The sequence below is a fragment of the Rhodoplanes sp. genome (genome assembly GCF_013377085.1).
GTDB lineage: Bacteria > Pseudomonadota > Alphaproteobacteria > Rhizobiales > Xanthobacteraceae > Rhodoplanes.
This window is the reverse complement of record NZ_JACAAX010000001.1, coordinates 177,037-201,193: the sequence shown is the minus strand read 5'-3', so window position 1 is coordinate 201,193 and position 24,157 is coordinate 177,037. Positions and strand designations below refer to the sequence as shown.

The window sequence follows — 24,157 nt, the reverse complement described above, 5'->3', positions numbered from 1 at the left end:
CTCCTAGCGGTTCGCCAACAGTCTGTCCTTTTCGCGACGGTGCGCAAGCCGCCGGCCGGTCTAGCCAGCCAGCGCGACGACCGCATCGAGATCGGCCTGCAGCACGCTGACGCCGTCGCGGCGCTGGCGCGCATAGGCGGCGAACTCGCGCGCGCCGGGCGCCATCACGGGGGCATCCGGATCGGCCGCCGGCGTGCTCGCCAGGATGGAGCCGAAGTCCTCCATCCGGGCGTGCAACCATTCCGCGCCGCCGAGCTTCGCCACGTCGATCAGCACGAAGACATGGCCGAGATTCTGCGCCACGCCGGGATTTTTGTCCCAGGCCTGCACATGGGTGAGGTAGGCCGCATCCGACAAGAGGCCGGCGAACAGGTCGACCATCACGGCGAGCCCGTAGCCCTTGTGGCCGCCGACCGGCAGCAGGAAGCCGGCGAGGCCGGCCTTGGGGTCGGTGGTCGGCTTGCCGTCGCGGTCGGCCGCCCAGCCCTCCGGCATCGGCAGCCCCTGCTCGGCGAGCTTGCGGATTTTTGCGCGCGCCGCGACGCTGAGCGCCATGTCGAGCAGGATCGGATCGCCTCCCGGATTGGGCACGCACAGCCCGATCGGATTGTTGCCGACGCGGGTGTCGCGGCCGCCCCAGGGCGCGATCGTGGTCGTCGCGTTGCTGGCGATGATCGAGGCGAAGCCTTCCTGCGCGGCCAGGAACGCATACGGCATGATCGGCCCGAAATGATTGCTGCCGCGGGCGAAGGCGGCGCCGATGCCGGCGGCGCGCGCCCCCTCCATGGCGGCCTCGAGCGCCCGCATGCCGACCAGCGGGCCGATGCCGTTCCGCCCGTCGACGCGAGCGAGGCCGGCGGCGACCCGCTCGGTCGTCACGGCCGCCTTCACGTCGATGCCGCCGAGGCGGACGCGGTCGAGATACTGCGGGATGCGGCTGATGCCGTGGGTGCGCAGCCCGAACATGTCGGCGAGCACCAGCACGCGGGCGGCGAGCGCAGCGTCCGCGTCGGCCATGCCGCCCGCGGCGAGCGCCTTGGTGGCGAGCGCGAACAGCGCCGCCTCGGAGATCACGGCCTCGCTCATGAGGCTGCTCCGGCGAAATCGAACACGGTGGTATCCTCCAGCGTCTCGGCGAACCACGCGCTGATGCCGGCGCACCGCTTCGCCGTGTAGACGGGCGCGCCGTCGTCACCGAGCCGCATCGAGAGATCGTGCCCCGGGATGACGATGGTGCCGGACGTCTGGCGCCACAGCCGCCAGATCATCTCGATCGAGGCGCGGCTCGCCGCATCGTCCTCGCTGGCGTCGACGCGGCGTGAGATCAGCTCGGCGCGGTTCTTGGCGGCGTCGCCCGTGAAGATCACGGGCACGGGATTGGTGGTGAGATGGAAGATCATCGAGCCCGGCGTATGGCCGGGCGCCGCGTGCGCCCGCAGGCCCGGCAAGAACTCGTCGCCGTCGGCGACGCGGCGCACCCGCGGATCGGCGTCGAGCGCGTCGACATAAAGCTCCGGCAGCGGATCGAAGCCGGGCGGCTGCGCCGCCGCCCAGGCCAGCTCGTCGCGGCCGATCCATACGGTCGCGTTCGGAAACAGCACGAAGTTCACGGCATGGTCGTAATGCGCATGCGTGAGAACGACGTCGGTGATCTGGTCCGCCCGGACATCATGGGCGGCGAGCAGCTTGGCCAGCGGCTTGCGGATGCCGAAGGCGCCGACATCGATCAGGATCTTGCGCTCCTGCGACCGCAGCAGCGCGATGGTGCTCCAGCCGAGCCCGCCATGGCACACCGCCTTGCCGGGAAAGCCCTGCACCAGAACGTCGAGACGATACATTTGACCTCTCACTCGGCCCTGATCTGGGCCGCCTCGGCGACCTTGCCGAATTTTTCCGACTCCGCCCGCACGAATGTCCTCAGCTCGGGGAGAGACATGGGCTTCGGCACGATGCCCTGAATCATCAGCTTCTCGGTGATGCCCTTGTCGGCGATCGCGGCCGTGACGATGTCGTGCAGCCGCTGCAGCACAGGCTCCGGGATGCCGGTCGGCGCGAACATGGCGAACCAGTTGAGGAGCTCGTAGCCGGCGAGCCCCGGTGCGCCCTCGCTCAGCGGCGGCACGTCGGGGAGCTGCGGCATGCGCTCGCGCGACGTCACCGCGACGGCGCGCAGCCGGCCGTCCTGCATCAGCGGCAGCGCCGCGCCGAGGCTGGAGAAGCTCATCGTGACGGCGCCGACCGCGACATCGGTGACGGCCGGCGCCGAGCCGCGATACGGCACGTGCAGCACGTCGATGCCGGCCATGCGGTTCATCAGCTCGCCGGCGAGATGCTGCGGGTTGCCGACGCCGGACGACGAGAAGGACAGCTTTCCGGGGTTCGCCTTGGCGGTCGCGACGAGATCGGCCGGCGTCCTGATCGGTGACTTGCCGTCGACCACGACGACGCAGGGCACGATGCCGGCGAGCGCCACCGGCACCAGCTCCTTCAGCGGATCGTAGGTCATCCGCTCCTTGTAGATGTGCTGGTTGACGGCGACCTCGCCGGAGGCCGCCATCAGCAGCGTGTAGCCGTCCGGCGTCGAGCGGGCGACCGACTGCGCTCCGATCATGGCGGCGGCGCCGGTGCGGTTCTCGACGATCACGGGCTGGCCGAGCGCCGCCTTCATGGGCTCGGCGAACATGCGCGCCACGATGTCGACGCCGCCGCCCGCCGGATAGCCGACGACGATGCGGATCGGACGATCCGGAAAGCCGCCCTGGGCGCGAACCAGAGACCCTGCGGCGACGGTCGCGAGACCGGCAGTGACGGCGCGGCGCGTGATCACGGGGATTCTCCGTTGCGGATGACGGGAATTCTCGGAGGGAACCGGCAGGAGCCCGACTATGTCACCGGGCCGCCGCGGCGCAAGGGGCGCGGGGATGGAGACGACAGGACGGGGGCGACCCGGTCCGGGCTCCGAACCCGTTTCCGCGAGGTCGGAGACACGGATCGACGCGCACAATCCCGAGAGGCATTTGATCGGTATCATTGTACTGGTAAAAGACCCTCTCAATCTCGTCGGCTGTCAGTCGGTGTCGCGGCGATCCGGCGGCGGTCCCCGAGCGAACAAGGGCACCGCGACGACCCGGACGGGAGGTGCCGGAGCGAATGTCTCCGGGCGACCGGACCCGTCGAGAAGGAGTCCGAATCATGCGTCAGTCGTCACCCGACGCCGCCGCCGACGCTCCGCTCTCGCCCGTCGCCTTCCGGCGGGCCAAATGGCCGACCGCGGGGGTCAGCCTGATGCTGTGTGTGATCGGCGCCGGCCTCATATGGCTCTCGCCCGAGATGCTCGACCCCGACTGGCACAACGAGACCTCACGGCTGCTCGGCCGGATCTTCGAGGACCTTCCTCCGGTCTTCCGGTTCGGACTGGCCCTGCTCATGAGCGGACTCATGCTGGCGATGGGTGGGAGCCTCGTGTGGGACGCCTCGAGCAGAAGGCCGATCATCCTGCTCGACGTGTCCGGCGTGACATGGCGGCCGTTTATCGGGCTTGGCCGCAAGACATCCTGGGACAAGGTCGAATGGGTCGAGGGCAGAAAGCTCTCGCTTCGGCTCGACAAAAAGCCCGTCTCGATGGGTTACGCCTTCATCGATGCGCCCCGGGCAGAAGTCAGAGTGGAATTCGCCCGCTTCCTGCAGACGCCTGCCGGCCGCGGCATCCCGGACGCCGGACGACGAAACGCGCGATGAAACGCGCGACGAAACCCGCGGCGTGCGCCGCCGGCCGCTCCGCGGGACGGTGGGCAGACCGTGATGGAGATCACAGTCGCGCCGACGATTTCGTGATCTTATGATTTTGCTTTCGCGATCGCCCCATGCGATCGCCGCAGTGGTGCTCCCATGGTCCCGACCCGACTGGTCGTTTCCGCTCTCGCCCTGACCGCCGCCGTCCTTCTTCCCGTCGCACCGGCCTCCGCCCAGACCGCCCGTGACCGCGAGGTCTGCATCGGCCGGGATGCGGAGGCAGCGATCGCCGCCTGCACGCGCCTGCTGGAGGGCCGCGGCAAGCTGTCGGCGGCGGAACGCGCACGCCTCCTCGGCCATCGTGCCATCGCCCGCTCCGAGAAAGGGCAACGCCAGCTCGCGATCGACGACTACACCAAGGCGATCGAGGCTGACGCCGCGGCCGGGTGGGCGTATCGCGGCCGGGGCTTGCTGCTCCAGAAGAACGGCGACCACGACGGGGCCATCGTCGACCTCTCGCGCTCCATCGAACTCGATCCCAAGCAGGCCGGGGCTTACAGTGGACGCGGGGTATCCTACGACAAGAAGGGCGACCGAGCCCGAGCGATCGAAGACTTCACCCGCGCCATCGAGCTCGATCCCACGTACCACTTCGCGCTCTACTCACGTGCCCTGGCCTTCCGGCGGGGCGGCGAGCCTGATCGCGCCATCGCCGACTTCGACCGGGCGATCGCCATCAACCCCAAGGATGCGGATTACTTCACGCTCCGGGGCGACGCCTGGGCCACCAAGGGAGACCTCGATCGCGCGCTGCGGGATCACGACGAGGCGATCCGGCTCGATGCGAAGAACATCCAGGCTCACATCTACCGCGTCCTGGCACTGGTGAAGCGCGGCGATCTCGACCGCGCGCTGATCGACCTCGACGAGGTGATCCGACTTTCTCCGCGGCACACGAACGGGCTCAACCTGCGCGGCTATGTCCGCCGGCAGCGTGGCGACCTCGACGGCGCACTCGCCGATCTCGACGAGGCGATCCGGTTGGACCCGAAGATGTCGGTGGCTTACAGCAACCGCGGCGAGGCCCGGCGCCTGAAAGGCGATCTCGACCGCGCCATCGCCGATCAAGGCGAAGCGTTGCGGATCGACCCGAACCTCTCGCCGGCCTTGACGAGCCGCGGCCTGGCCTTCGAGGCCCGCGGCGACACGGCGCGGGCCCGCGACGACTTCAAGGCGGCGCTCGCGGCGCCGGTGAGGACGTGGCTCTCCGGAAGCGCCTGGAGCGAGACCGCGCGCGCGCATCTCGCCGCGATCGACGCCGCCAGTCCATCCCCGCCGACCACTGCGTCGCCGCCCACCGCTTCGCCGCCGGCCGCATCCGTGGCACCGTCGACCGAGCCGCCGCGCGCTCCCGTGACGGTCGCCACGCCCGGCAACCGCGTCGCCCTGGTGATCGGCAACGGCACCTACAAGTATGCCACCACGCTTCCCAACCCACCCAACGACGCCGGCGACCTGACGCGCTCGCTGCGGACGATCGGCTTCGACGTGGTCGAGGGCATCAATCTCGGCAAGCAGGACATGGAGCTGAAGATCCGCGAGTTCGGGCGCAAGCTCGATCGCGCCGACCTCGCCCTGTTCTTCTATGCCGGGCACGGCCTGCAGGTCGCCGACAAGAACTATCTGGTACCGATCGACGCCAAGCTCGAGCGCCAGGGCGATCTCGCCTTCGACACCGTCACGGTCGACGACGTGCTGTCCCAGATGGAGAGCGAGCGCCGGGTCAACCTGGTCTTCCTCGACGCCTGCCGGGACAATCCGCTCGCCCGCTCGTTCGCCTCCACGCTCGGCACCCGCTCGACCTCGGTCGGCAGCGGCCTCGCCCCGATCCAGAGCGCGGTCGGCACCATGATCGTCTACGCCACCCAGCCCAAGAACGTCGCCCTCGACGGCGACGGCCGCAACAGCCCGTTCACGGCGGCGCTGCTCAAGCACATCGGCACGCCGGGCCTCGAGATCAGCGCCGTGATGAAGCGGGTGCGCGCCGACGTCTACCAGGCGACCCGGCAGAAGCAGTTGCCGTGGGACCACTCCTCGCTGATCGGCGACGTCGTCCTCAGCCGCTGAGACGGGAGCCGGCGCGATATCGCAGCGCCTCGACCAGCAGGGCGAAGGCCGGCGTAGGCTGGCGGCGGCTCGGATAATAGAGGTGATAACCGGGGAACGGCGGGCACCAGTCGGCCAGCACGCGGACGAGCCGGCCGTCGGCCAGATGCGCCGCGAGACAGTCGTCCGGCAGGCAGGCCAGTCCGAAGCCCTTCGCGGCGGCGCTCAGGATCAGGTCGATGCGGTTGAAGACGAGCGGACCGTCGACCCGCACCCTCAGCTCGCGCCGGCCCTTGCGAAACTCCCAGGCGTAGAGGCCGCCCGCCGTCGGCAGGCGGAGATTGATGCAGGCGTGGTCGGCGAGATCGCGTGGCGTCTTCGGCGGCGGCCGCCGCGCGACATAGTCCGGCGACCCGACGACCGCCATGCGCAGCTCCGGCCCGATCCGCACGGCGATCATGTCCTTGGCCACCTGCTCGCCGAGCCGGATGCCGGCGTCGTAGCGCTCGGCGACGATGTCGGTCAGTCGCTGGTCGACGGCGACCTCGACCTTGATGTCCGGATACATCGGCAGGAGCCGCTCGAGGGCGGGCCAGAGGATCGCCTGGGCGGCGTGCTCGCCGGTCGTGATGCGGATGGTGCCGGCCGGCCTCTCCCGCAGGTCGCCGAGCGCGGCGAGCTCCGCCTCGATGCCGTCGAGCGCCGGCGCCAGCGTGCGCAGCAGGCGTTCGCCGGCCTCGGTCGGCACGACGCTCCGCGTCGTGCGGGTCAACAGCCGAACGCCGAGCCGCTCCTCGAGCCGGCGCACGGTATGGCTGAGAGCCGACTGCGACGTGCCGATCTTGGCGGCCGCGCGGGTGAAGCTCCGCTGCTCCGCCACCGCCTGGAACGCCGTCAGGTCGCCGAGCTCTTCGCGCCGCATTTATGAATCCAGAATATAAGTTCAATCTCATTTTACCGCCTAAACGCTGACTGCCGCCAGCCCTATCTTCCGGCCGTGGCCGCCGGTTCGGAGGTGGCGATGGGTGAGGGGAGCCGATCATGGAGATCAAGCGGTGCGGCACGCAGCCGTCCGGCAAGGGCCCGGCCGACTGGTTCACCGGGACGGTGCGGATCGACCCGCTGTTCCCGGCGCAGGATCCGGCCCGCGTCGTCGGCGCCAGCGTCACGTTCGAGCCCGGCGCCCGAACCGCCTGGCACACCCATCCGCTCGGGCAGACCCTGATCGTCACGGCCGGCTGCGGCCGGGTCCAGCGTTGGGGCGGCCCGGTCGAGGAGATCCACCCCGGCGACGTGGTCCGGTTTCCGCCCGGCGAGAAGCACTGGCACGGCGCTTCGACGACGACCGCCATGACCCACATCGCCATCCAGGAGCAGCACGACGGCAAGACCGTCGACTGGATGGAGCACGTCGACGACGCACAATACGGCGCCTGACCGCGGACAAAAGGTCCAACCTGATCATAAAAGGAACCAAAGACATGCAGAAGCGCAAACTCGGACGCAGCGGCCTGGAGGTTTCGGCGCTCGGCCTCGGCTGCATGGGCATGAGCTTTTCCTACGGCCCGGCCGCCGACAGGCAGGAGATGATCGCGCTGCTCCGCTCGGCCGTCGACCGCGGCGTGACGTTGTTCGACACCGCCGAGGTCTATGGCCCGTTCACCAACGAGGATCTGGTCGGCGAAGCCCTCGCGCCGGTGCGCGACAAGGTGGTGATCGCGACGAAGTTCGGGTTCGATCTCGATCCCAAGGGCGAGCGGATGTGGGCGGGTCTCAACAGCCGGCCGGAGCACATCAAAGAGGTCGCCGAGGCGTCCTTGAAGCGGCTGCGGACCGACGTCATCGACCTGTTCTATCAGCACCGTGTCGATCCCAATGTGCCGATCGAGGACGTGGCGGGCGCCGTGAAGGATCTGATCCGGGCCGGCAAGGTCCGGCATTTCGGCCTCTCGGAAGCCGGCGCGCAGACGATCCGCCGCGCCCATGCGGTCCAGCCGGTCACGGCGCTGCAGAGCGAGTATTCGCTGTGGTGGCGAAAGCCGGAGGCGGAGGTGCTTCCGGTGCTGGAGGAGCTCGGCATCGGCTTCGTTCCCTACAGCCCGCTGGGCAAGGGCTTCCTCACCGGCAAGATCGACGCGACGACGACGTTCGATGCGACCGACTTCCGCACCACCCTGCCGCGGTTCACGCCGGAGGCGCGCAAGGCGAACCAGGCCGTGATCGACCTGCTCGGCCGGATCGCAGCCGGCAGGAAGGCGACGCCGGCCCAGGTCGCGCTCGCCTGGCTGCTCGCCCAGAAGCCGTGGATCGTGCCGATCCCCGGCACCCGCAAGCTGTCGCGGCTCGACGAGAACATGGGCGCGGCGGCCCTTGTGCTCACGGCCGACGATCTGCGCGAGATCGATGCGGCGGCGGCAAACATCCCGGTGCAGGGAGATCGCTATCCCGAGCACCTGGAGAAGATGACCGGACTGTAGGCAATGCTGCATCAGGAGCGAGACGCATGACACAGAACATCGAGAACAAGGTGGTCGTCATCACCGGCGCGAGCAGCGGCCTCGGCGAGGCCACGGCGCGGCGGCTCGCCCGCAACGGGGCCAAGCTGGTGCTGGGCGCGCGACGCCTCGACCGGCTTCAGGCGCTGGCGGGAGAGCTGGGGTTGGACAAGGCCGCCGCGGTGAAGACCGACGTGACGGATTACGAGCAGGTGAAGCATCTGGTCGACGGTGCGGTGCAGATGCACGGGCGCATCGACGTGATCATCAACAATGCCGGCCTGATGCCGCACTCACCGCTCGAACGGGGCAAGGTGGCGGACTGGAACCGCATGATCGACGTCAACATCAAGGGCGTGCTCTACGGCATCGCCGCCGCGCTGCCGCACATGACGGCGCAGAGGAGCGGGCACATCATCAACGTCTCGTCGGTCGCCGGCCACGTCGTGCGGCCGGGCAGCGCCGTCTACGCGGCGACCAAGCACGCGGTCCGGGTCATCTCCGAGGGATTGCGGCAGGAGGTCAAGCCCTACGGCATCCGAACCACCGTCATCTCGCCCGGCGCGGTGGCGACCGAGCTGCCCGACAGCATCACCGAGCCGGACATCGCTGCGAGCGTGCGCAAGATCTACGAGATCGCGCTTCCCGCCGACGCCTTCGCCGACATGGTGCTGTTCGCGATGAGCCAGCCGGAGAGTGTGGACATCAACGAGATCCTGTTCAGGTCGACCCGGCAGGAGATCTAGGGCCGGTTCCTGTGTCGATGAATCAATCGTTTCCGCTCGTCCCCGCGAAGGCGGGGACCCAGGGGCGACACGGCAGAGATACCCTGGATTCCCGCTTTCGCGGGAATGAGCGGAGCGTGGGTCAACGTCAGCGAAAACCGCTCTAGCCGGCGAGATCCCACCGTTCCGCTCGATGATGTCGCGGACGGCGATCGCCATCCTGCTCGCGCGCATCGAGCGGCGGCGTCCGAGATCAGTCCTCGCCCGGCACCGCCCTGGGCAGGTCGCGGTCCTCGTCGAAGCGCGACTCGGGGGCACGCGCCGCCCGCTTGCGCGCCGCGATCGAGCCGGTGGCGCCGAAGTCCGGGCGCTGCGCGGCGTAGCCGCTGCCGCCGCGGGCGCGCGCCGCCACCACGTCGCCCGGGATCGCCGCCGGCTGGCAGATGCGCCGCCCGGAATCGCGCCGCATCAGGTCGACATGGATGTGGTCGTAGTGGAAGACGTTGGAGCCAGGCGCCAGCACGGTGGTGAACATCTCGCAGGCGACCGTCTGCACGTCGTGCAGAAAGCCCTGCTCCTCCGGCGTGCCGCGCCAGCCGCGCTTGACCGTGATCACATGGCCGTCGGCCAGCACGAAGCCGGCGATGTCGAGCGCATTGCCGAAGGCGTGCTCGGAGATGCGGGCGCGCGGATTGCCGTTCATGCCGCGGCACGAATAGGCGGAGATCTGCTTGATCTCGACCACCGGCTGGCGGAACCAGCGCTGCGCCGCCGGCTGCACGCCCTCCAGCACCCAGCGGTCGAGCTGGGACACCAGCGGACAGGCGAGCGTCGCGGCCGGCGACACCGCGGCGGCGGTCGCGCCGGTGGTCAGCGGCTCGGGACGCGACGGGCCGACCGACACCGGCTCGCCCATGCTCGGATAGCTCGGCGGATAGATCGAGGCGGTGTCGCGCGGCGGCTCGCGGGCGGGCGCACTCTCGCGCGTCGTGCGGGGCGGCGCGACCGGCGGCGGGGCTGAACGGCTCGCCCGCGGCGCGTCACGGTAAGGCGAGGCGCGATCGATCGGGGTCGGCGAGAAGCCCGGCTCCTCGTAGTCGAGCCCACCCGGCGCGGACCGGGCCGGGCTCGTCTCCCGCACCGGCGGAAGCTGGCCGCGGCCGACCGCGGAGCGGCTGCGCGGCGGCTCGGCGGCAGCCCCATAGGACGGCATCGGCGGCGCATAGGCGCCGGGGGAATCGGGCGGCGGCGGCGCCACGCCGGGCGGCGTCAGCGGCGTCGGGCCGCTCGCCTCGCCGCCACCAGTGCCGCCATAGGAGCCGGACGGGCGGGTGGCAGGCGGCGGTCCGGACGGCACCCGCAGATAACCGGGCGGCGCGCCGAGGATTTTTCCGGGCGGCGCGCTCTGCGCGCCCTGCGAGCCCTGCGGGATGCCGCCGGGCGGCCGCACCGGGTCGTCCGCATAGCCGAGCGCCTGGCTGTCGCCCAGCGCCCCGACCTTCATGGGAAAATCGGCCCCGCACATGCCGGGCCCGTCGATCGGCGACAGCAACGCGACGGCCGGCCCCTGCTTCACGGAGCCGCCCTTCAGGCACGAAACCTCGGCCTCACGCCGCCATGGCTCGCGCTGCGCCATGAAGTTGCGGGCGCAACCGGCGAGCGTGAGGAGAACGAGCGAGCCGACGAGATACCAACGAACGTCGCGCGTCATGGCACGAGTTTGCGGTCTCGTCCGTTAACGACCCCTCAACGTTACCCTACGGTTGCACCGCCCATGCGGTTTTTGCGCCACGCCCCGTCGCCGGAAACCGGCCCAGCGGCTTGCCGGCGCCGCCGCTTTTCGCCACACACACCCGACGCCGCCAAAAAGCCCCCGCCACGAAGGACAGCGCCCATGCCGCAGCCGCCGGTGCAGCCCCTGAAGGCGCTCGACCTCGCCCGCCGCATCGAGCGGGGCGAGATGTCGCCGGCCGACGTGGTCGAGCTCTGTGCCGCCGCGCTCGCCGCGAACGAGGAGCGGATCGGCGCCTTCGCCAGCCTCGACCTCGCCGGCGCCCGCGCCCGCGCCGCTGCCGCCCCCGAGCGGCTTGCCGCGACACCGCTGCGCGGCCTGCCGGTCGGCATCAAGGACATTTTCGATACCGCCGATCTGCCGACCAGCCACGGCTCCCCGATCCACGCCGAAAACCGGCCGGGGGCCGACGCCGCCCTCGTCTCGATGGTGAAGCGGGCCGGCGGGCTCGTGCTGGGAAAAACCGTGACGACGCCGTTCGCCTTCCTGGACCCGGCCGGCACCCGCAATCCGCACCATCCGGAGCACACGCCGGGCGGCTCGTCCTCCGGCTCGGCGGCCGCCGTGGCGGCCGGCATGGTGCCGATCGCCATCGGCACCCAGACGGGCGGCTCGGTGGTGCGTCCGGGCGCCTTCTGCGGGGTCGCCGCCTACAAGCCGTCCTTCCGGGTGCTGCCGACGGTCGGCGTCAAAACCTTCTCGTGGTCGCTCGACACGCCCGGCCTGTTCGCGGCTGGAGTCGCCGATGTCGCCTACGCGGCCGCCGCCCTGACCGGGCGGGACCTGCGGGTCGACGGCGACGCGCCGGCGGCGCCGCGCATCGGCCTCGCCCGCACCCATGTCTGGCCGGAGGCGAGCCCCGCCATGCAGACGGCCGTAGAGCGCACGGCACGAGCCGCCGCGGCAGCCGGCGCCACGTTGCGCGAGGTGACGCTGCCTCCGGTGCTCGAGGAGGCGTTCCGGGCCCATGCGATCGTCCAGGACTACGAGGCCTATCGGGCGCTCGCCTACGAGTACGACCATCATCGCGAAAAGCTCGGCCCCAACCTGCGCCAGCTCCTCGACGATGCCGCGACGCTGCACGCCGACGACTACGACCAGGCGTGCCGGATCGCCGAGCGGGCCCGTCACGCGCTGGCCACGCTGATGGAGGAGGTCGACGTGCTCTTGACACCGTCGGCGCCCGGCGCCGCACCGCGCGGGCTCGCCACGACAGGACAGTCGACATTCAACCGACTATGGACCCTGATGGGGACACCGTGCATCAATGTTCCGGGCCTGATCGACGAGTCGGGCCTGCCGCTCGGCGTCCAGGTCGTCGGCCGCTTCGGACGTGACCGGGCGGCCCTCGAAGCGGCGCTGTTCGTCGAGCGCGTCATCGCTTCCGGCCGCGCGGCTTCGGGCGCGTGACCTTGGGCGCGTCGTAAGGCGGCGCGCGACGACGGTTTGGTGTGCATTTTGCGTAAACATGGCGTGCACTGCGCGTGCGCGCGACGAGGACATGATGGGTGTCATCCGAACGGCCTGCTCGGCCGCGATCCCGACAAGTCGTTCCGCGTTTGCACAGCCGGCATCCGCCCTGCTGCTCGCCGGCCTGCTGGTGACGACCGCACCGTCCGCGATGCCGGCCGCCGCCCAGACGAGCCCTCTGCCGCCGGTGATGCGCAGCACCGCGGCTCCGCTCCGGCTGGCGCCCGGCGAGGAGACCACGATCGTGCTCGAGGAGAACCTCACCACCGGCTATGCGTGGCGTCTCGACACAGCGAGCGGCGCACCGTCCTGTGTCGTGATCACGGATCTGGGCCACCAGCAGCGCGGCGGCAACGCGCCCGCGATCGGGGCCGCCGGCCTGCATCGCTGGAAACTGCGCGCCCAGTCGGTCTGTCACGCAGATTTGCGCTTCGTCTATCAGCGCCCGTGGGAGCAGCATCCGGTGCGTGAGCATCTGGTCTCCGTCGACGTGCGCTGATCACTTGGCAAATAGTGAGAAAAACAACTCCCGCAGCGCACTGTGGTGGTGCAGTGCGCAATCGTTTCCGACTTCAGAACGCTTTGGCGGTGTGCTATGGTCCGCTCCGGTCAATGGTACCGAGGAGACCACTGTGGTTTACACGATCGACATGAACCGCGTCGCGATCTGTGCCGTGTTCGTCTTTGTCACGGCGATCGTGCTGGGCGCGTTCTGATCGGTTAACGCATTTCGAGACAAGGGCGGGCAGCACCGCCGCAGGGACACCGGAGAACGCGTTTCTCCGGTGTTTGTATTTTTAGGGCCATTTGTTTTTCTCCGGCGTCGGTTTGTCTCGGGAGATTGTTTTCTTGGCGGAGCCTTGTGTTCCGGCGCCGTTCGATCGAGACATGCTGCTGCATGACCCTCGGAGTCCGCGATGCCCCCCAAAACCCTCCTCGAATTCGCCGGCGTGACGCCGGTTCCGGCCCGCCTCGCCGACGCCGTGCTGGTGGTGATCGACGCCCAGCGCGAATATGTCGACGGCCATCTGCCGCTCGCCGGCGTCGATGCCGCGCTCGACGAGATCGGCCGGCTGCTCGCCCGCGCCCGCGCGCTCGGCACCCCGATCATTCACGTCGTTCACCACGGCAAGGGCGGCGGTGGCGTCTTCGCGCCCGGCAGCCGCGGCGTCGAGATCGCCTCGCCGGCGGCGCCGGCGCCGGGCGAGCCGGTGCTGACCAAGAGCCTGCCCAACGCCTTCGCCAGCACCGATCTGGCCGACCGCCTGCACGCGTTGCACCGCTCGTCGCTGGTGCTGGCCGGTTTCATGACGCACATGTGCATCGAGGCGACCGCGCGCGCCGCCATCGATCTCGGCCTCAAGTCGACCGTGGTATCGACCGCGACTGCGACCCGCGACCTGCGCGATCCGCTGACCGGCGCCACCATCCCGGCCGCCGAGGTTCACCGCAACGCGCTCGCCGCGCTCGCCGACCGCTTCGCCACCATCGTGGCCACGTCCGACTTGCTGGCGGAGTGAGCAGGCGGTCCTAACCGGCGACGGATGCATCCAACAGCGCGATCTCGTCGGCCGCGAGGTCGAACAGGCGGTAGACGATCGCGTCGATCTCGCGTTCCGCCGTTGTGATCTCGGCCGTCAGCCTGTCGACGGCGGCGCGGCTCTCGGCGAGATAGGCCTCCCACTCGGCTCGCTCCCGCACCGGGACGTCGGCGTGCAACGCCCGCTTCGCCTCGGCGCGAAAGGCGGCGAAGTCGAGCGTCCACCATTCGTCGAGCTTGCGGGAGAGCGGAGCGTCGAGCGTCCCCGCCAAGTCGAGGATGCGACGCTGCACGGAAGCCTCGATCCCAAGTCGCGCCACCGCCCGCTCGGAGCAGACCGCCGCCAGCTCGACGAGCCGGTCGCGATCGAGCGGTGCGGGATCGGGGAGGTGAAGCTGCGCGATGTATTGTGCCTCCGCCTCGACATAGCCACCGCGTTTCAAGCGCCCCGACGCGAAGAGCTGAAACCAGGCACAACGGCTGTTCAGAAAAGCAAGCAGAAACCCATCGTCCCGGGGGACAAAGAAGCACTTGTTGTTCAAGAACGCAGTCGAACGATCGAGAGCAAATGACGCCTCGATCTGGAAGTGCGGCCAGACGATCTTCGGAGCGGCGAATCTCGGTTGGTAGGCGAGCTGGGCCTGCTGCAGCTCGAACCATTCTTGCCTGGTCGCACGCTCTTCCAGCTTCTCCTTGAACGGCCGCAGCCAGTCGCGGATCGCCGGATAGGCGTCGATGTCGATCTTGCCTTTCGGAATGTTGATCAGGAACAAGCCCTCCGGCTCGACCCGCCAGCGCTTGACGTTCTCGCCGCGCAGGAACGGCATCAGGAGCTCCGCCGACCGCGGGTCCAGGGCGACCAGCCGGTCGCGGGTCGCCGTGTCGATCACGAAGGCATCGTTGAGCCCGGTGACGACGCCGCGCAACGGCGCGCCGTAGACCTCGCCGAGCGTCCGCTTGCCTTGCACGATCTTGTCGCGCAGCGCCGCAAGCGGCGCGTCCTCGAACTGCCAGGACCCGGTGCCGAGCCGAGCGCACGGCATCGGCAGAGCACGGGCGACGAACTCCGCCTCCAGGTCCTTCGGCAGTGCATCTGCTTTCATGAAAGACAGGGCGTCGGCTGCACCGGGCGAGCCCTTGCGCAGCGTCAGGATCGCCGGATAGGTCGTGACGCCCTCGAACACCTGGAGATCGCCGAAATCGACCACGGCCTCGACCACCGCGTTGGCCGCCAGGAAGGTCCGCAGGTTCTCGCCCGAGCCGGTGCGGAAGAACGTCGACGAGGAGATGTAGCCGAGCCTCCCGCCCGGCTTGAGCAGATGGACACCGCGCTCGAAGAAGTAGGCGTAGAGGTCGGCACGGTCGGCCGCCACTCCATAGTGCGCCTCGAGATACGGCTTGATGGGCTTGATCAGCTCCATCCGCACATAGGGCGGATTGCCGATCACGACGTCGAAGCCACCCGCCGCGAACACGTCCGGAAAAGCCGCCCGCCAATCGAACGGACGATCCGTGAAGGCGGGATCATCGATCAGGCTGTTGCCGACCTTGATGGTCGCCTCGAGATTCGACAGCGGGTGCCGGCTGCGCGCCGTCTCGAGCCAAAGGGCGAGCCGCGTGATCTCCACCGACTCCGCATTGAGGTCGACGCCATGCAGGTTCCGCGTGACGATCTCGTCGAATGAATCGAATTCGACCGCCTCGCCGAGCGCGAGAAGCCGCTCTGAAACCCGCCGATACTCGGCCGCGAGCAGATCGAATGCGGCCACCAGAAACGCCCCCGAGCCGCACGCGGGATCGATCACCGTGAGGCCCCGCAACGCGGTCGCGTAGTCGCGCCAAAATGCCCGTTCCGAGTCCTCCATACGCCAGGGAATGGGGTCGCCGTCGGACGGCAGCTCGGACGTGGCGGCATGCACCGAGAGCAGAGTAGAGAACCGCTCGTCGAGCGTCTTTCCGACCGTGCGCTCGACCAGGAACCGGGTGACGACATCCGGTGTATAGACGACCCCTTCGCGCTTGCGCTTGGAGACTTTCGGTGGCGCCGCGCCGCGGCTCTCGGCACGAAGAGCCTCCAAGTCGGTGATGGACTGCTCGAAGATGTGTCCGAGCACGGTGACCGGCACGTCGCTGCGATCGTCCCAGCGCCCGAGCGAGGCGAGGTCGGTGGCGAGCGGATCGGGCAGGACCAGCGCATCCGCGACAGGATCGGGTGCGAACAGACCGCCGTTGTACGACCAGATATCGAGCCGGGCGTTGCCGCGGTCGATAGCACGGAACAGTCCTTGAAAGTTCGTCCAGATCGGTTTCGGATCGAACTCGTTGCTCGCCGTCGTCGCGCGTTCCAGCAGCTTGTCCGGCAACAGGGCCGTGCGCTCCGCAAAAGCGACGAACAGGATGCGGTCGAGGAGCTTTTGGGCCAGCTCGATCCCTGCCGGCGTCGAGAGACCCGGCCCGTCGGACGAATCGACGAGAAACGCGATCAACCGGTCCCGCAGCGCCTTGCATTCGACGTACAGAGTATTGGTGATGTCCCTGTAGGCGCTGTCTGTCCTCCGCAGCAGATCGTCCGTCGCACCGTCGAGAAGGCGCTCCGCGGACATGAGGAGGCACAATCGCGCGTGCTCGTCGGGATCGTCGAGCTTGCCGAGATCGAACACCTCGTAGGCGTCGCGCCCGCGCCCGAAGCCGTAAAGGCGAATCTCCACGCAATTGGACACCAGCACCCATCGCGAGCCCGGCGCATCGATGGCGTTGTCCCAAGCCTGCTGGACAGGGCTGCGGCCGCGCCCGGGCATCACGGCGTCCAGGTCGTCCGTTCCAGGGCCCTTCAGCTCGAATGGAGCGACGAGTTCGTCCGCGCTGCCCGGCATTCCGAACCGACCAAGCGCGACATCCAAGGCTCCGCGGCGAATCGGCCGCTCGAACGCGAGCGTGTACGGGTTTTCCGGATCGAACGGCGTGTAACCGAGGATGTCGCCCAGAACCTTCTCGAAAAACAGGTTCCGGACAGCGGTTTCCTTCTGGACCGCGAATTTGGGGCTTCTGGCCGTCCTGGCGTAGCTCGCCGCCGCGGAGAGCTGGCGCTCGGTCGGATTGAAGGCGAAGCGCGTCCGGGCTTCGGATACGACCTTGTGGTCGAGAAGCGGCACGCGCAGGGCCCGCGGCAGCCCGAACCGCCGAGTCCGCCCGCCCCGTTCCCCATCGCCGAGGTCGAGTCCTGCTGCTGCGAAGAGAACCATGGCGGCGACAGGTTAGGAGGCCGGGCCCGCCCCGTCCACGGACTGACGGCCGGCGGTCTCACGGTGCACGGCTGCCGATCCGTGAAGCGAGCGCCTGTACGCCGACCACGACGCCGATCCACACTGCGAGCACCGCCACGGCCGTAGCAACGTGCCCCGGCGTCGGCTCGCGTGCGGCGGCGACGAGCTGCTCGCCGAAGGCCGACATGGCGACCAGCCCGGGCGCGAGGCCGAGCGCCGTGCCGCCGATGAAGTCGACGAACCGCACGCCGCTCGCGCCGGCCAGAAGATTTATCACCGCAAAGGGCGCGACCGGCAGCACCCGGATGACGGCGACAGCGAGCACACCGCGCCGCGTCACCGCACGACGGATCCGGTCGAGACGCGGCCCGAGCAGGCGGATGAACGGCTTCTGCCCGAGCACCGCGCCGACGGCGAAGCCGACCGTCGCACCCACCAGCAGGCCGACGCCGGAATAGAGCAGCCCGAGCCACAAGCCGAACACCATCGCGGTCGCCGCGATCAGCAGCATGACCGGGACGGCGAGCAGGCCGGCCACCACGAAAAGGATCAGCACGACGAGAGGCGCCTGCATGGGGCCGGATCCGGCCAGCACGCCGCGCAGGCGCTCGATGTCGGCGAGCTGAGACAGCGGCGTGAAGCGCCAGGCCAGCGCCACGGCGGCGACGACCAGGATCGCGGCCGCGGCCTTGACCACGCCGGGCAGCCGCGATGCGCGAGCCGGTCCCATCATCGCGCTCGCGCCGGCTCCCCTACTCGGCCGCGACCGAAGCGGCGCGCTTCGCGTCGGAGAGCGAGCCCGGGTCGTAGTTGAGGATCGGCGCGAGCCAGCGCTCGGCCTCCGCCACCGTCCAGCCCTTGCGGGCCGCGTAGTCCTCGACCTGGTCGCGCTCGATCTTGCCGACGCCGAAGTAATGCGCCTCCGGATGGCTGAAATAGAGCCCAGACACCGAGGCGCCCGGCCACATGGCGAAGCTCTCGGTGAGCGACACGCCGATCTCAGCCCCGCCGATCATCTCGAACAGCGTGCCCTTCTCGGTGTGGTCGGGCTGCGCCGGATAGCCCGGCGCCGGCCGGATGCCACGATATTTCTCCGCGATCAGGTCGCCGGCCGCAAAACTCTCCTCGGGGGCGTAGCCCCAGAAATCGCGGCGCACGCGCTGGTGCATGCGCTCGGCGAAGGCTTCGGCGAGACGGTCGGCCAGCGCCTTGACCATGATGGACGAGTAGTCGTCGTTCGCGCCCTTGAAGCGGTCGGCGACCGCATCCTCGCCGAGGCCGGCCGTGACGATGAAGCCACCGACATAGTCGGGCACACCGCTGGTGAGCGGGGCGACGAAATCGGCGAGCGCCACATTGGCGCGGCCCTCGCGCCGGGCGAGCTGCTGGCGCAGCGTGTGCAGGGTCGCGACCGGCTTTTCACGCAATTCGTCCGCATACAGCAGGATGTCGTCGCCCTGCGCCGCCGCCGGCCAGAAGCCGACCACGGCCGAGGCCTTGAACCAGCCCTCGCGCACGATCGCATCCAGCATCTTCAGGGCGTCCGCGAACAGCGCCCGCGCCGCCTCGCCGACCTTGCCGTCGTCGAGGATCGCCGGGTACTTTCCCGCCAGCTCCCAGGTGGAGAAGAACGGCGACCAGTCGATATAGGGCACCAGCTCGGCGAGGTCGTAGGCCTCGAACACGCGGCAGCCGAGGAAGCTCGGCTTCGGCGGCGCGTAGGCCGACCAATCGAGCTTCAGCGCGTTTTTCCGCGCATCGGCGAGGGTGAGTCGCTTCTTCTGCTCCTCGCCGCGGGCATGCGCGGCAGCGAGCCTTGCGTATTCGCGCCGCACCTCGTCGATATAGGGCCCGCTCTGCTCCTTCGACAGCAGCGCCGACATCACGCCGACGGCGCGGCTCGCATCGTTGACATAGACGGCCTGTCCGCGCCGATAGTTCGGATCGATTTTGACCGCCGTGTGGACACGACTCGTCGTGGCTCCTCCGATGAGAAGCGGCACATCGAAGCCCTGGCGCTCCATCTCGGCGGCGACATGGCACATCTCGTCGAGCGACGGCGTGATCAGGCCGGAGAGGCCGACGATGTCGGCCTGCTCGGCCTTGGCGGCCTCGAGGATCCTCGTCGCCGGCACCATCACGCCGAGATCGACCACCTCGTAATTGTTGCACTGGAGCACGACGCCGACGATGTTCTTGCCGATGTCGTGGACGTCGCCCTTGACGGTGGCGAGCACGATCTTGCCGGCGGCGCTCTTGCGGGTGTCGCCGCTCTTCGCCTTCTCCTCTTCCATGAACGGCATCAGATAGGCGACCGCCTGCTTCATCACGCGCGCAGACTTCACCACCTGGGGCAGGAACATCTTTCCGGCGCCGAACAGGTCGCCGACGACGTTCATGCCGGCCATCAGCGGCCCCTCGATCACGTCGAGCGGGCGCTTCGACGCCTGTCGGGCCAGCTCGACGTCCTCGGCGATGAAATCGGTGATGCCGTGAACGAGCGCATGCGTCAGCCGCTTCTCGACCGGCCAGCCGCGCCATTCGAGGACCGCCTCTTTCGCCTCGCGGGTCTGGCCGCGATAACGCTCGGCGACCGCCAGCAGCCGCTCGGACGCGTCCTTCCGCCGGTTGAGGATCACGTCCTCGCAGGCCTCGCGCAGCTCCGGATCGAGGTCGTCGTAGACGGCCATCTGGCCGGCATTGACGATGCCCATGTCCATGCCGGCCTGGATGGCATGATAGAGGAAGACCGAGTGCATGGCCTCGCGCACCGTCTCGTTGCCGCGGAACGAGAAGGAGAGATTCGAGACGCCGCCCGACACATGAGCGCCCGGCAGGTTCTGTCTGATCCAGCGGGTCGCCTCGATGAAGGCGAGGCCGTAGCCGTCGTGCTCCTCGATACCGGTCGCCACCGCGAAGACGTTCGGATCGAACACGATGTCCTCGGGCGCGAAGCCGACCTCTCTCACCAGGATGTCGTAGGCGCGCTTGCAGATCGAGGTCTTTCGCGCGACCGTATCGGCCTGGCCCTGCTCGTCGAACGCCATCACGACCGCTGCGGCGCCGTAGCGCAGCACCGTGCGGGCCTGGCGCACGAACGCCTCCTCGCCTTCCTTCATCGAGATCGAGTTCACGATCGCCTTGCCCTGGATGCATTTCAGGCCGGCCTCGATGACGGAGAACTTGGACGAGTCGACCATCACGGGCACGCGGGCGATGTCGGGCTCGGCAGCGACCAGATTGAGGAAGGTCGTCATCGCCTCCTGCGAGTCGAGCAGGCCCTCGTCCATGTTGACGTCGATCACCTGGGCGCCGTTCTCCACCTGATCGCGCGCGACCGAGAGCGCGGCCGCGTAGTCGCCCGCCTTGATCAGCTTTCGGAACTTGGCCGAGCCCGTGACGTTGGTGCGCTCACCGACATTCACGAACGGGATCTCGGGCGTCAGCGTGAACGGCTCGAGCCCGGCGAGCCGCAGAAACGGTTTCGGCTGCGCCACCTCCCTGGGCGCCTTGCCGGCGACGGCCTGGGCGATCGCGCGGATATGGGCCGGCGTGGTGCCGCAGCAGCCGCCGACCACGTTGACGAGGCCGGCACTGGCGAACTCGGCCAACAGCCCAGCCATGAACTCCGGGCTCTCGTCGTAGAGGCCGAACTCGTTGGGCAGGCCGGCATTGGGATAGGCACACACAAGGGTGTCGGCGACGCGCGACAACTCGGCGATGTGGGCGCGCATCTCCTTGGCGCCGAGGGCGCAGTTGAGGCCGATGGTGAGCGGCTTGGCGTGCCGCACCGAGTTCCAGAACGCCTCGGGCGTCTGGCCGGACAGCATGCGGCCCGACAGATCCGTGATGGTGCCGGAGATCATCAGCGGCACACGGCGGCCGAGCTCCTCCAGAACCTCCTCGATGGCGAAGATCGCCGCCTTGGCGTTGAGCGTGTCGAACACGGTCTCGATCAGCAAGAGGTCGGCGCCGCCGGCGATCAAGCCCCTCACCTGCTCGGCATAGGCGACCCGCAGCTCGTCGAACGTGATGGCGCGAAAGCTCGGATTGGAGACGTCGGGCGAGATCGAGGCGGTGCGGTTGGTCGGGCCGATGGCGCCGGCGACGAAACGGCGCCGCCCGTCCTCGCTCTCGGCCGCGACGGCCGCCTCGCGGGCGAGCCGGGCGCCGGCCTCGTTGAGCTCGGTGACCACCTCCTCCAGGCCGTAATCGGCCTGGGCGATGCGGGTCGAGGAGAACGTGTTGGTGGAGACGATGTCGGCGCCGGCGCGGAAATAGGCGAGATGGATGGCCCGCACCGCGTCGGGCCGGGTGATGATCAGGAGATCGTTGTTGCCGCGCAGATCCCGCGAAAAGTCGGCAAAGCGCGCGCCCCGGAAGGCCGCCTCGTCGAGCTTCAGATCCTGGATCTGCGTGCCCATGGCGCCGTCCAGCACCAGGATTTTTTCACGCGCCAGCGCGCGCAGCGCGGTCTCTGTTTCGGACGGGGCAAGGAGCTTGGTCATTCTTCTGGCTTTCTCTCCTCTCGCGGTCGAGAGGCTCGGTTGACGATTGAAACCACGGATAAGGTGCGATGCTCGAGAGTCGACAGACGCGCTTCGATGGCGGCGAGACGATTTTCCACGGCGGCGGCCGCATAGCGACCGACCAGGGAGTCGCCAGCGGCGAATTTCCTGACCGCGCCAATCTCGAGATCGAACGCCACGATGCGCGCCTCCAGGTCACGGATCTGGCCTTTCAGATCCCGGAACCCGCGATCCATCTCGGCCCTCATCTCACGCACTGCCGACAACACCGCATTCTCCATTTCGGTCATCGCGCTCTCCCGAAACTCACCCCCCCCTATAAATAGGGAAGCTCGCTTCACCCTCCCCTGGAGGGGGAGGGTCGGGGCGCGCGAAGCGCGCACCGGGGTGGGGTGAGGCCCCACGCACCGGCGACGCTGTCACCCCCACCCGGACCGCTACGCGGTCCGACCTCCCCCCTCCAGGGGGAGGTGAAGGAGGGGCTTACGCCGCTGCCTCGGCCGTCGCTGCCACGGCCGCCGCCACGGGCCGCAGGCCCAACAGATGGCAGACCGCGTAGACCAGGTCGGCGCGGTTCATCGTGTAGAAGTGGAACTCGGTGACGCCGCGATCGACCAGGTCGAACACCTGCTCGGCCGCGACCGCGGCGGCGATCAGCTTGCGGGTCGCCGGGTCGTCGTCGAGGCCGGCGAAGCGGTCGGCGAGCCAGGCCGGGATCGAGGCGCCGGCCTTGCCGGCGAACGAGCGCGTCAGGTTGAAGTTCTGCACCGGCAGGATGCCGGGCACGATCGGGATGGTTATGCCGCGCGCCCGCACGCGGTCGAGGTAGCGAAGATAGAGATCGTTGTCGAAGAAGAACTGGGTGATGGCGCGGCTCGCGCCGGCGTCCACCTTGGCGGCCAGCATGTCGAGATCGACGGCGTCCGACGGGCTCTCTGGATGGCGCTCCGGATAGGCCGAGACCGACACCTCGATGTCGGCCTGCTCGGCGGCGGCGAGCCGCTTGATGCCGCCGACCAGATCGGCGGCGTTGACATAGCCGCCCGGGTGCGGCGCATAGGCCGTGCCGATGCCGCCGACCGGATCGCCGCGCAGCGCCACGATATGGCGCACGCCCGCCGACAGATAGCCGCGCACGACGTCGTCGACCTCGTCACGGGTCGCGGCGACGCAGGTGAGATGCGCGGCCGGCGTCAGCGCCGTCTCGTCGAGGATGCGCTTGACGGTCGCGTGCGTGCGCTCTCGCGTCGATCCTCCGGCCCCATATGTGACCGAGACGAAGGCGGGACGCAGCGGCGCCAGCCGCTCGATCGACTCCCAAAGAGTCTTCTCCATCTCCTCGGTCTTGGGCGGGAAGAACTCGAAGGAGACGCGGATGCCGGCGCCGCGATGCGGGACGCGGCTGGCGCGGGGTTCGGGTGCGGACGGCATTCAGGCGACCTCGCGGGTTTCGGCGGCGATCGCGATCCGCGGATCACGGCCCAGCCACAACGTGACGGCCAGTTGTCCGTCGGACCCCGGCTCGGGCGGCAGCACGCGATGCAGCCCGGGCTCGAGGCCCGCCTGTTCCAGCCATTGGGTGATGGTCTCGCGCGGAAAGCCGAGCCGCCGATGGGCGTGCTGCTCGCGCAAGAACTCGAGCGTATGCGGGGCGAAGTCGACTACCAGCAGCCGGCCCTGCGGCCGCAGCACGCGCGCCGCCTCGCGGATCGCGCGGCCGCCGTCGTCGAGGAAGTGCAGCACCTGGTGGAGGATGACGACATCGAAGGAGTCGGGCGGCATGGCGAGGTCGAACAGGTCGCCGTGGCGCACCGAGACGTTGCGCAAGCCAGCGCGGTCGAGCCGGGCGCGGGCGAGCGCCAGCATGTCGCGCGACAGGTCGATGCCGAGGCCGCGCTCGATGGTCGGCCCGAACAGCTCCAGCATGCGGCCCGTGCCGGTGCCGAGATCGAGCAGCGAGCGGAACGGCTTGTCGGCGAGCGCCTCGGCGATCGCCTGCTCGACCGCCTCGTCGCCGGCATGCAGGCGGCGGATACGGTCCCACTCGGCGGCGTGGCGGGCAAAATACGCCTGGGCGGCCTGGTTGCGGGCCGCCCGCACTGCGGCGAGGCGCTCGCGGTCGCGCCCGAGAGTCCGGTCGGCGGAGTCGAGCCGGGCCAGGAGACCCCGCACCAGCGCGGCCGCCTCGCCCTGCTCGGCGGCGCGGAAGAAGGCCCACGAGCCTTCGCGGAAGCGCTCGACCAAGCCGGCCTCGGCCAACAACTTGAGGTGGCGCGAGATGCGCGGCTGCGACTGGCGCAGAATGTCGGTCAGGTCCGAGACCGTCAGCTCGCTCTCGACGAGCAGCGCGAGGATTCTCAACCGCGTCTCCTCGGCCGCCGCCTTGAGGGCGGTGCTCAGGTCGTCGAAGCTCAAGCGTGCGCCCATGCGGACATGTCCCGAGACTGGGTTCCGGTTCGGCCTCATATAGGCACGTATCGCTCCAGACATAAAGATATCTTTATG

The 24,157-nt window shown here is 69.2% G+C and carries 20 protein-coding genes; 9 read left to right on the top strand and 11 right to left on the bottom strand.

The annotated features are described in order from the left end of the window. Positions 1-60: 60 nt before the first annotated feature. From HXX10_RS00825 to HXX10_RS00815, 3 genes are read right to left on the bottom strand one after another with little or no spacing between them, the layout of a single operon-like run. The gene (locus HXX10_RS00825) at positions 61-1,086 is read right to left on the bottom strand and encodes an Ldh family oxidoreductase (protein ID WP_296519442.1); all 1,026 of its coding nucleotides are present in this window, start codon (positions 1,084-1,086) and stop codon (positions 61-63) included. After that, entirely contained in the window at positions 1,083-1,838 is a 756-nt protein-coding gene (locus HXX10_RS00820) for an MBL fold metallo-hydrolase (protein WP_296519441.1), read from the bottom strand. Before HXX10_RS00820 ends, HXX10_RS00825 begins: the two co-directional genes overlap by 4 nt. Positions 1,839-1,846: 8 nt before the next feature. After that, positions 1,847-2,827 carry a tripartite tricarboxylate transporter substrate binding protein gene (locus tag HXX10_RS00815; RefSeq protein WP_296519440.1) on the bottom strand — a complete coding sequence of 327 codons (981 nt, stop codon included), beginning with the start codon at positions 2,825-2,827 and terminating at the stop codon, positions 1,847-1,849. Positions 2,828-3,150: 323 nt separating this feature from the next. Between HXX10_RS00815 and HXX10_RS00810 the strand changes: the two genes are divergently transcribed. After that, entirely contained in the window at positions 3,151-3,738 is a 588-nt protein-coding gene (locus HXX10_RS00810; RefSeq protein WP_296519439.1) for a hypothetical protein, read from the top strand. A gap of 150 nt (positions 3,739-3,888) precedes the next feature. Continuing rightward, positions 3,889-5,859, top strand: a complete 1,971-nt coding sequence (locus tag HXX10_RS00805; RefSeq protein ID WP_296519438.1) for a tetratricopeptide repeat protein — start codon at positions 3,889-3,891, stop codon at positions 5,857-5,859. Here HXX10_RS00805 and HXX10_RS00800 read toward each other — a convergent pair. After that, the gene (locus tag HXX10_RS00800; protein ID WP_296519437.1) at positions 5,849-6,760 is read right to left on the bottom strand and encodes a LysR family transcriptional regulator; all 912 of its coding nucleotides are present in this window, start codon (positions 6,758-6,760) and stop codon (positions 5,849-5,851) included. The genes HXX10_RS00805 and HXX10_RS00800 overlap by 11 nt on opposite strands. A 119-nt stretch (positions 6,761-6,879) precedes the next feature. Between HXX10_RS00800 and HXX10_RS00795 the strand changes: the two genes are divergently transcribed. The 3 genes from HXX10_RS00795 to HXX10_RS00785 are packed head-to-tail and all read left to right on the top strand — an operon-like array spanning position 6,880 to position 9,079. After that, entirely contained in the window at positions 6,880-7,275 is a 396-nt protein-coding gene (locus HXX10_RS00795; RefSeq protein WP_296519436.1) for a cupin domain-containing protein, read from the top strand. 44 nt (positions 7,276-7,319) lie between these two features. Further along, complete coding sequence (locus HXX10_RS00790; protein ID WP_296519435.1) at positions 7,320-8,315, top strand: aldo/keto reductase; 996 nt, start codon at positions 7,320-7,322, stop codon at positions 8,313-8,315. 26 nt (positions 8,316-8,341) lie between these two features. Next, on the top strand, positions 8,342-9,079 hold the full coding sequence (locus HXX10_RS00785) for an SDR family oxidoreductase (RefSeq protein ID WP_296519434.1): 738 nt from the start codon (positions 8,342-8,344) through the stop codon (positions 9,077-9,079). Between the two features lie 232 nt (positions 9,080-9,311). Here the strand turns inward: HXX10_RS00785 and HXX10_RS00780 are convergent, their stop codons facing one another. Beyond that, positions 9,312-10,769 (bottom strand): extensin family protein, encoded by a 1,458-nt coding sequence (locus HXX10_RS00780; RefSeq protein ID WP_296519433.1) that lies wholly within the window; start codon positions 10,767-10,769, stop codon positions 9,312-9,314. A 183-nt stretch (positions 10,770-10,952) separates the two neighbouring features. On the opposite strand from HXX10_RS00780, the gene HXX10_RS00775 reads away from it, so the two are divergent. From HXX10_RS00775 to HXX10_RS00760, 4 genes are all read left to right on the top strand, one after another. Next, complete coding sequence (locus HXX10_RS00775; protein ID WP_296519432.1) at positions 10,953-12,260, top strand: amidase; 1,308 nt, start codon at positions 10,953-10,955, stop codon at positions 12,258-12,260. Between the two features lie 94 nt (positions 12,261-12,354). Then, positions 12,355-12,819, top strand: a complete 465-nt coding sequence (locus tag HXX10_RS00770; protein WP_296519431.1) for a protease inhibitor I42 family protein — start codon at positions 12,355-12,357, stop codon at positions 12,817-12,819. Further along, entirely contained in the window at positions 12,788-13,036 is a 249-nt protein-coding gene (locus HXX10_RS00765) for a hypothetical protein (RefSeq protein ID WP_296519709.1), read from the top strand. The genes HXX10_RS00770 and HXX10_RS00765 overlap by 32 nt, the downstream gene beginning before the upstream one ends. Before the next feature lie 201 nt (positions 13,037-13,237). Continuing rightward, complete coding sequence (locus tag HXX10_RS00760; protein WP_296519430.1) at positions 13,238-13,840, top strand: cysteine hydrolase family protein; 603 nt, start codon at positions 13,238-13,240, stop codon at positions 13,838-13,840. Between the two features lie 10 nt (positions 13,841-13,850). Here the strand turns inward: HXX10_RS00760 and HXX10_RS00755 are convergent, their stop codons facing one another. The 6 genes from HXX10_RS00755 to HXX10_RS00730 form a co-directional block, all read right to left on the bottom strand. Beyond that, positions 13,851-17,012 (bottom strand): N-6 DNA methylase, encoded by a 3,162-nt coding sequence (locus HXX10_RS00755; protein ID WP_296519429.1) that lies wholly within the window; start codon positions 17,010-17,012, stop codon positions 13,851-13,853. A 148-nt stretch (positions 17,013-17,160) separates the two neighbouring features. After that, positions 17,161-17,856: a VTT domain-containing protein gene (locus tag HXX10_RS00750; protein ID WP_296519428.1), complete on the bottom strand. Its 696-nt coding sequence runs from the start codon at positions 17,854-17,856 to the stop codon at positions 17,161-17,163. Positions 17,857-17,875: 19 nt separating this feature from the next. Then, on the bottom strand, positions 17,876-21,631 hold the full coding sequence (metH, locus tag HXX10_RS00745; protein ID WP_296519427.1) for a methionine synthase: 3,756 nt from the start codon (positions 21,629-21,631) through the stop codon (positions 17,876-17,878). Next, the gene (locus HXX10_RS00740; RefSeq protein WP_296519426.1) at positions 21,628-21,942 is read right to left on the bottom strand and encodes a hypothetical protein; all 315 of its coding nucleotides are present in this window, start codon (positions 21,940-21,942) and stop codon (positions 21,628-21,630) included. The genes metH and HXX10_RS00740 overlap by 4 nt, the downstream gene beginning before the upstream one ends. Before the next feature lie 193 nt (positions 21,943-22,135). Beyond that, the gene (metF, locus tag HXX10_RS00735; RefSeq protein ID WP_296519425.1) at positions 22,136-23,083 is read right to left on the bottom strand and encodes a methylenetetrahydrofolate reductase [NAD(P)H]; all 948 of its coding nucleotides are present in this window, start codon (positions 23,081-23,083) and stop codon (positions 22,136-22,138) included. After that, positions 23,084-24,079 carry a metalloregulator ArsR/SmtB family transcription factor gene (locus HXX10_RS00730; RefSeq protein ID WP_296519424.1) on the bottom strand — a complete coding sequence of 332 codons (996 nt, stop codon included), beginning with the start codon at positions 24,077-24,079 and terminating at the stop codon, positions 23,084-23,086. Positions 24,080-24,157: the final 78 nt, after the last annotated feature.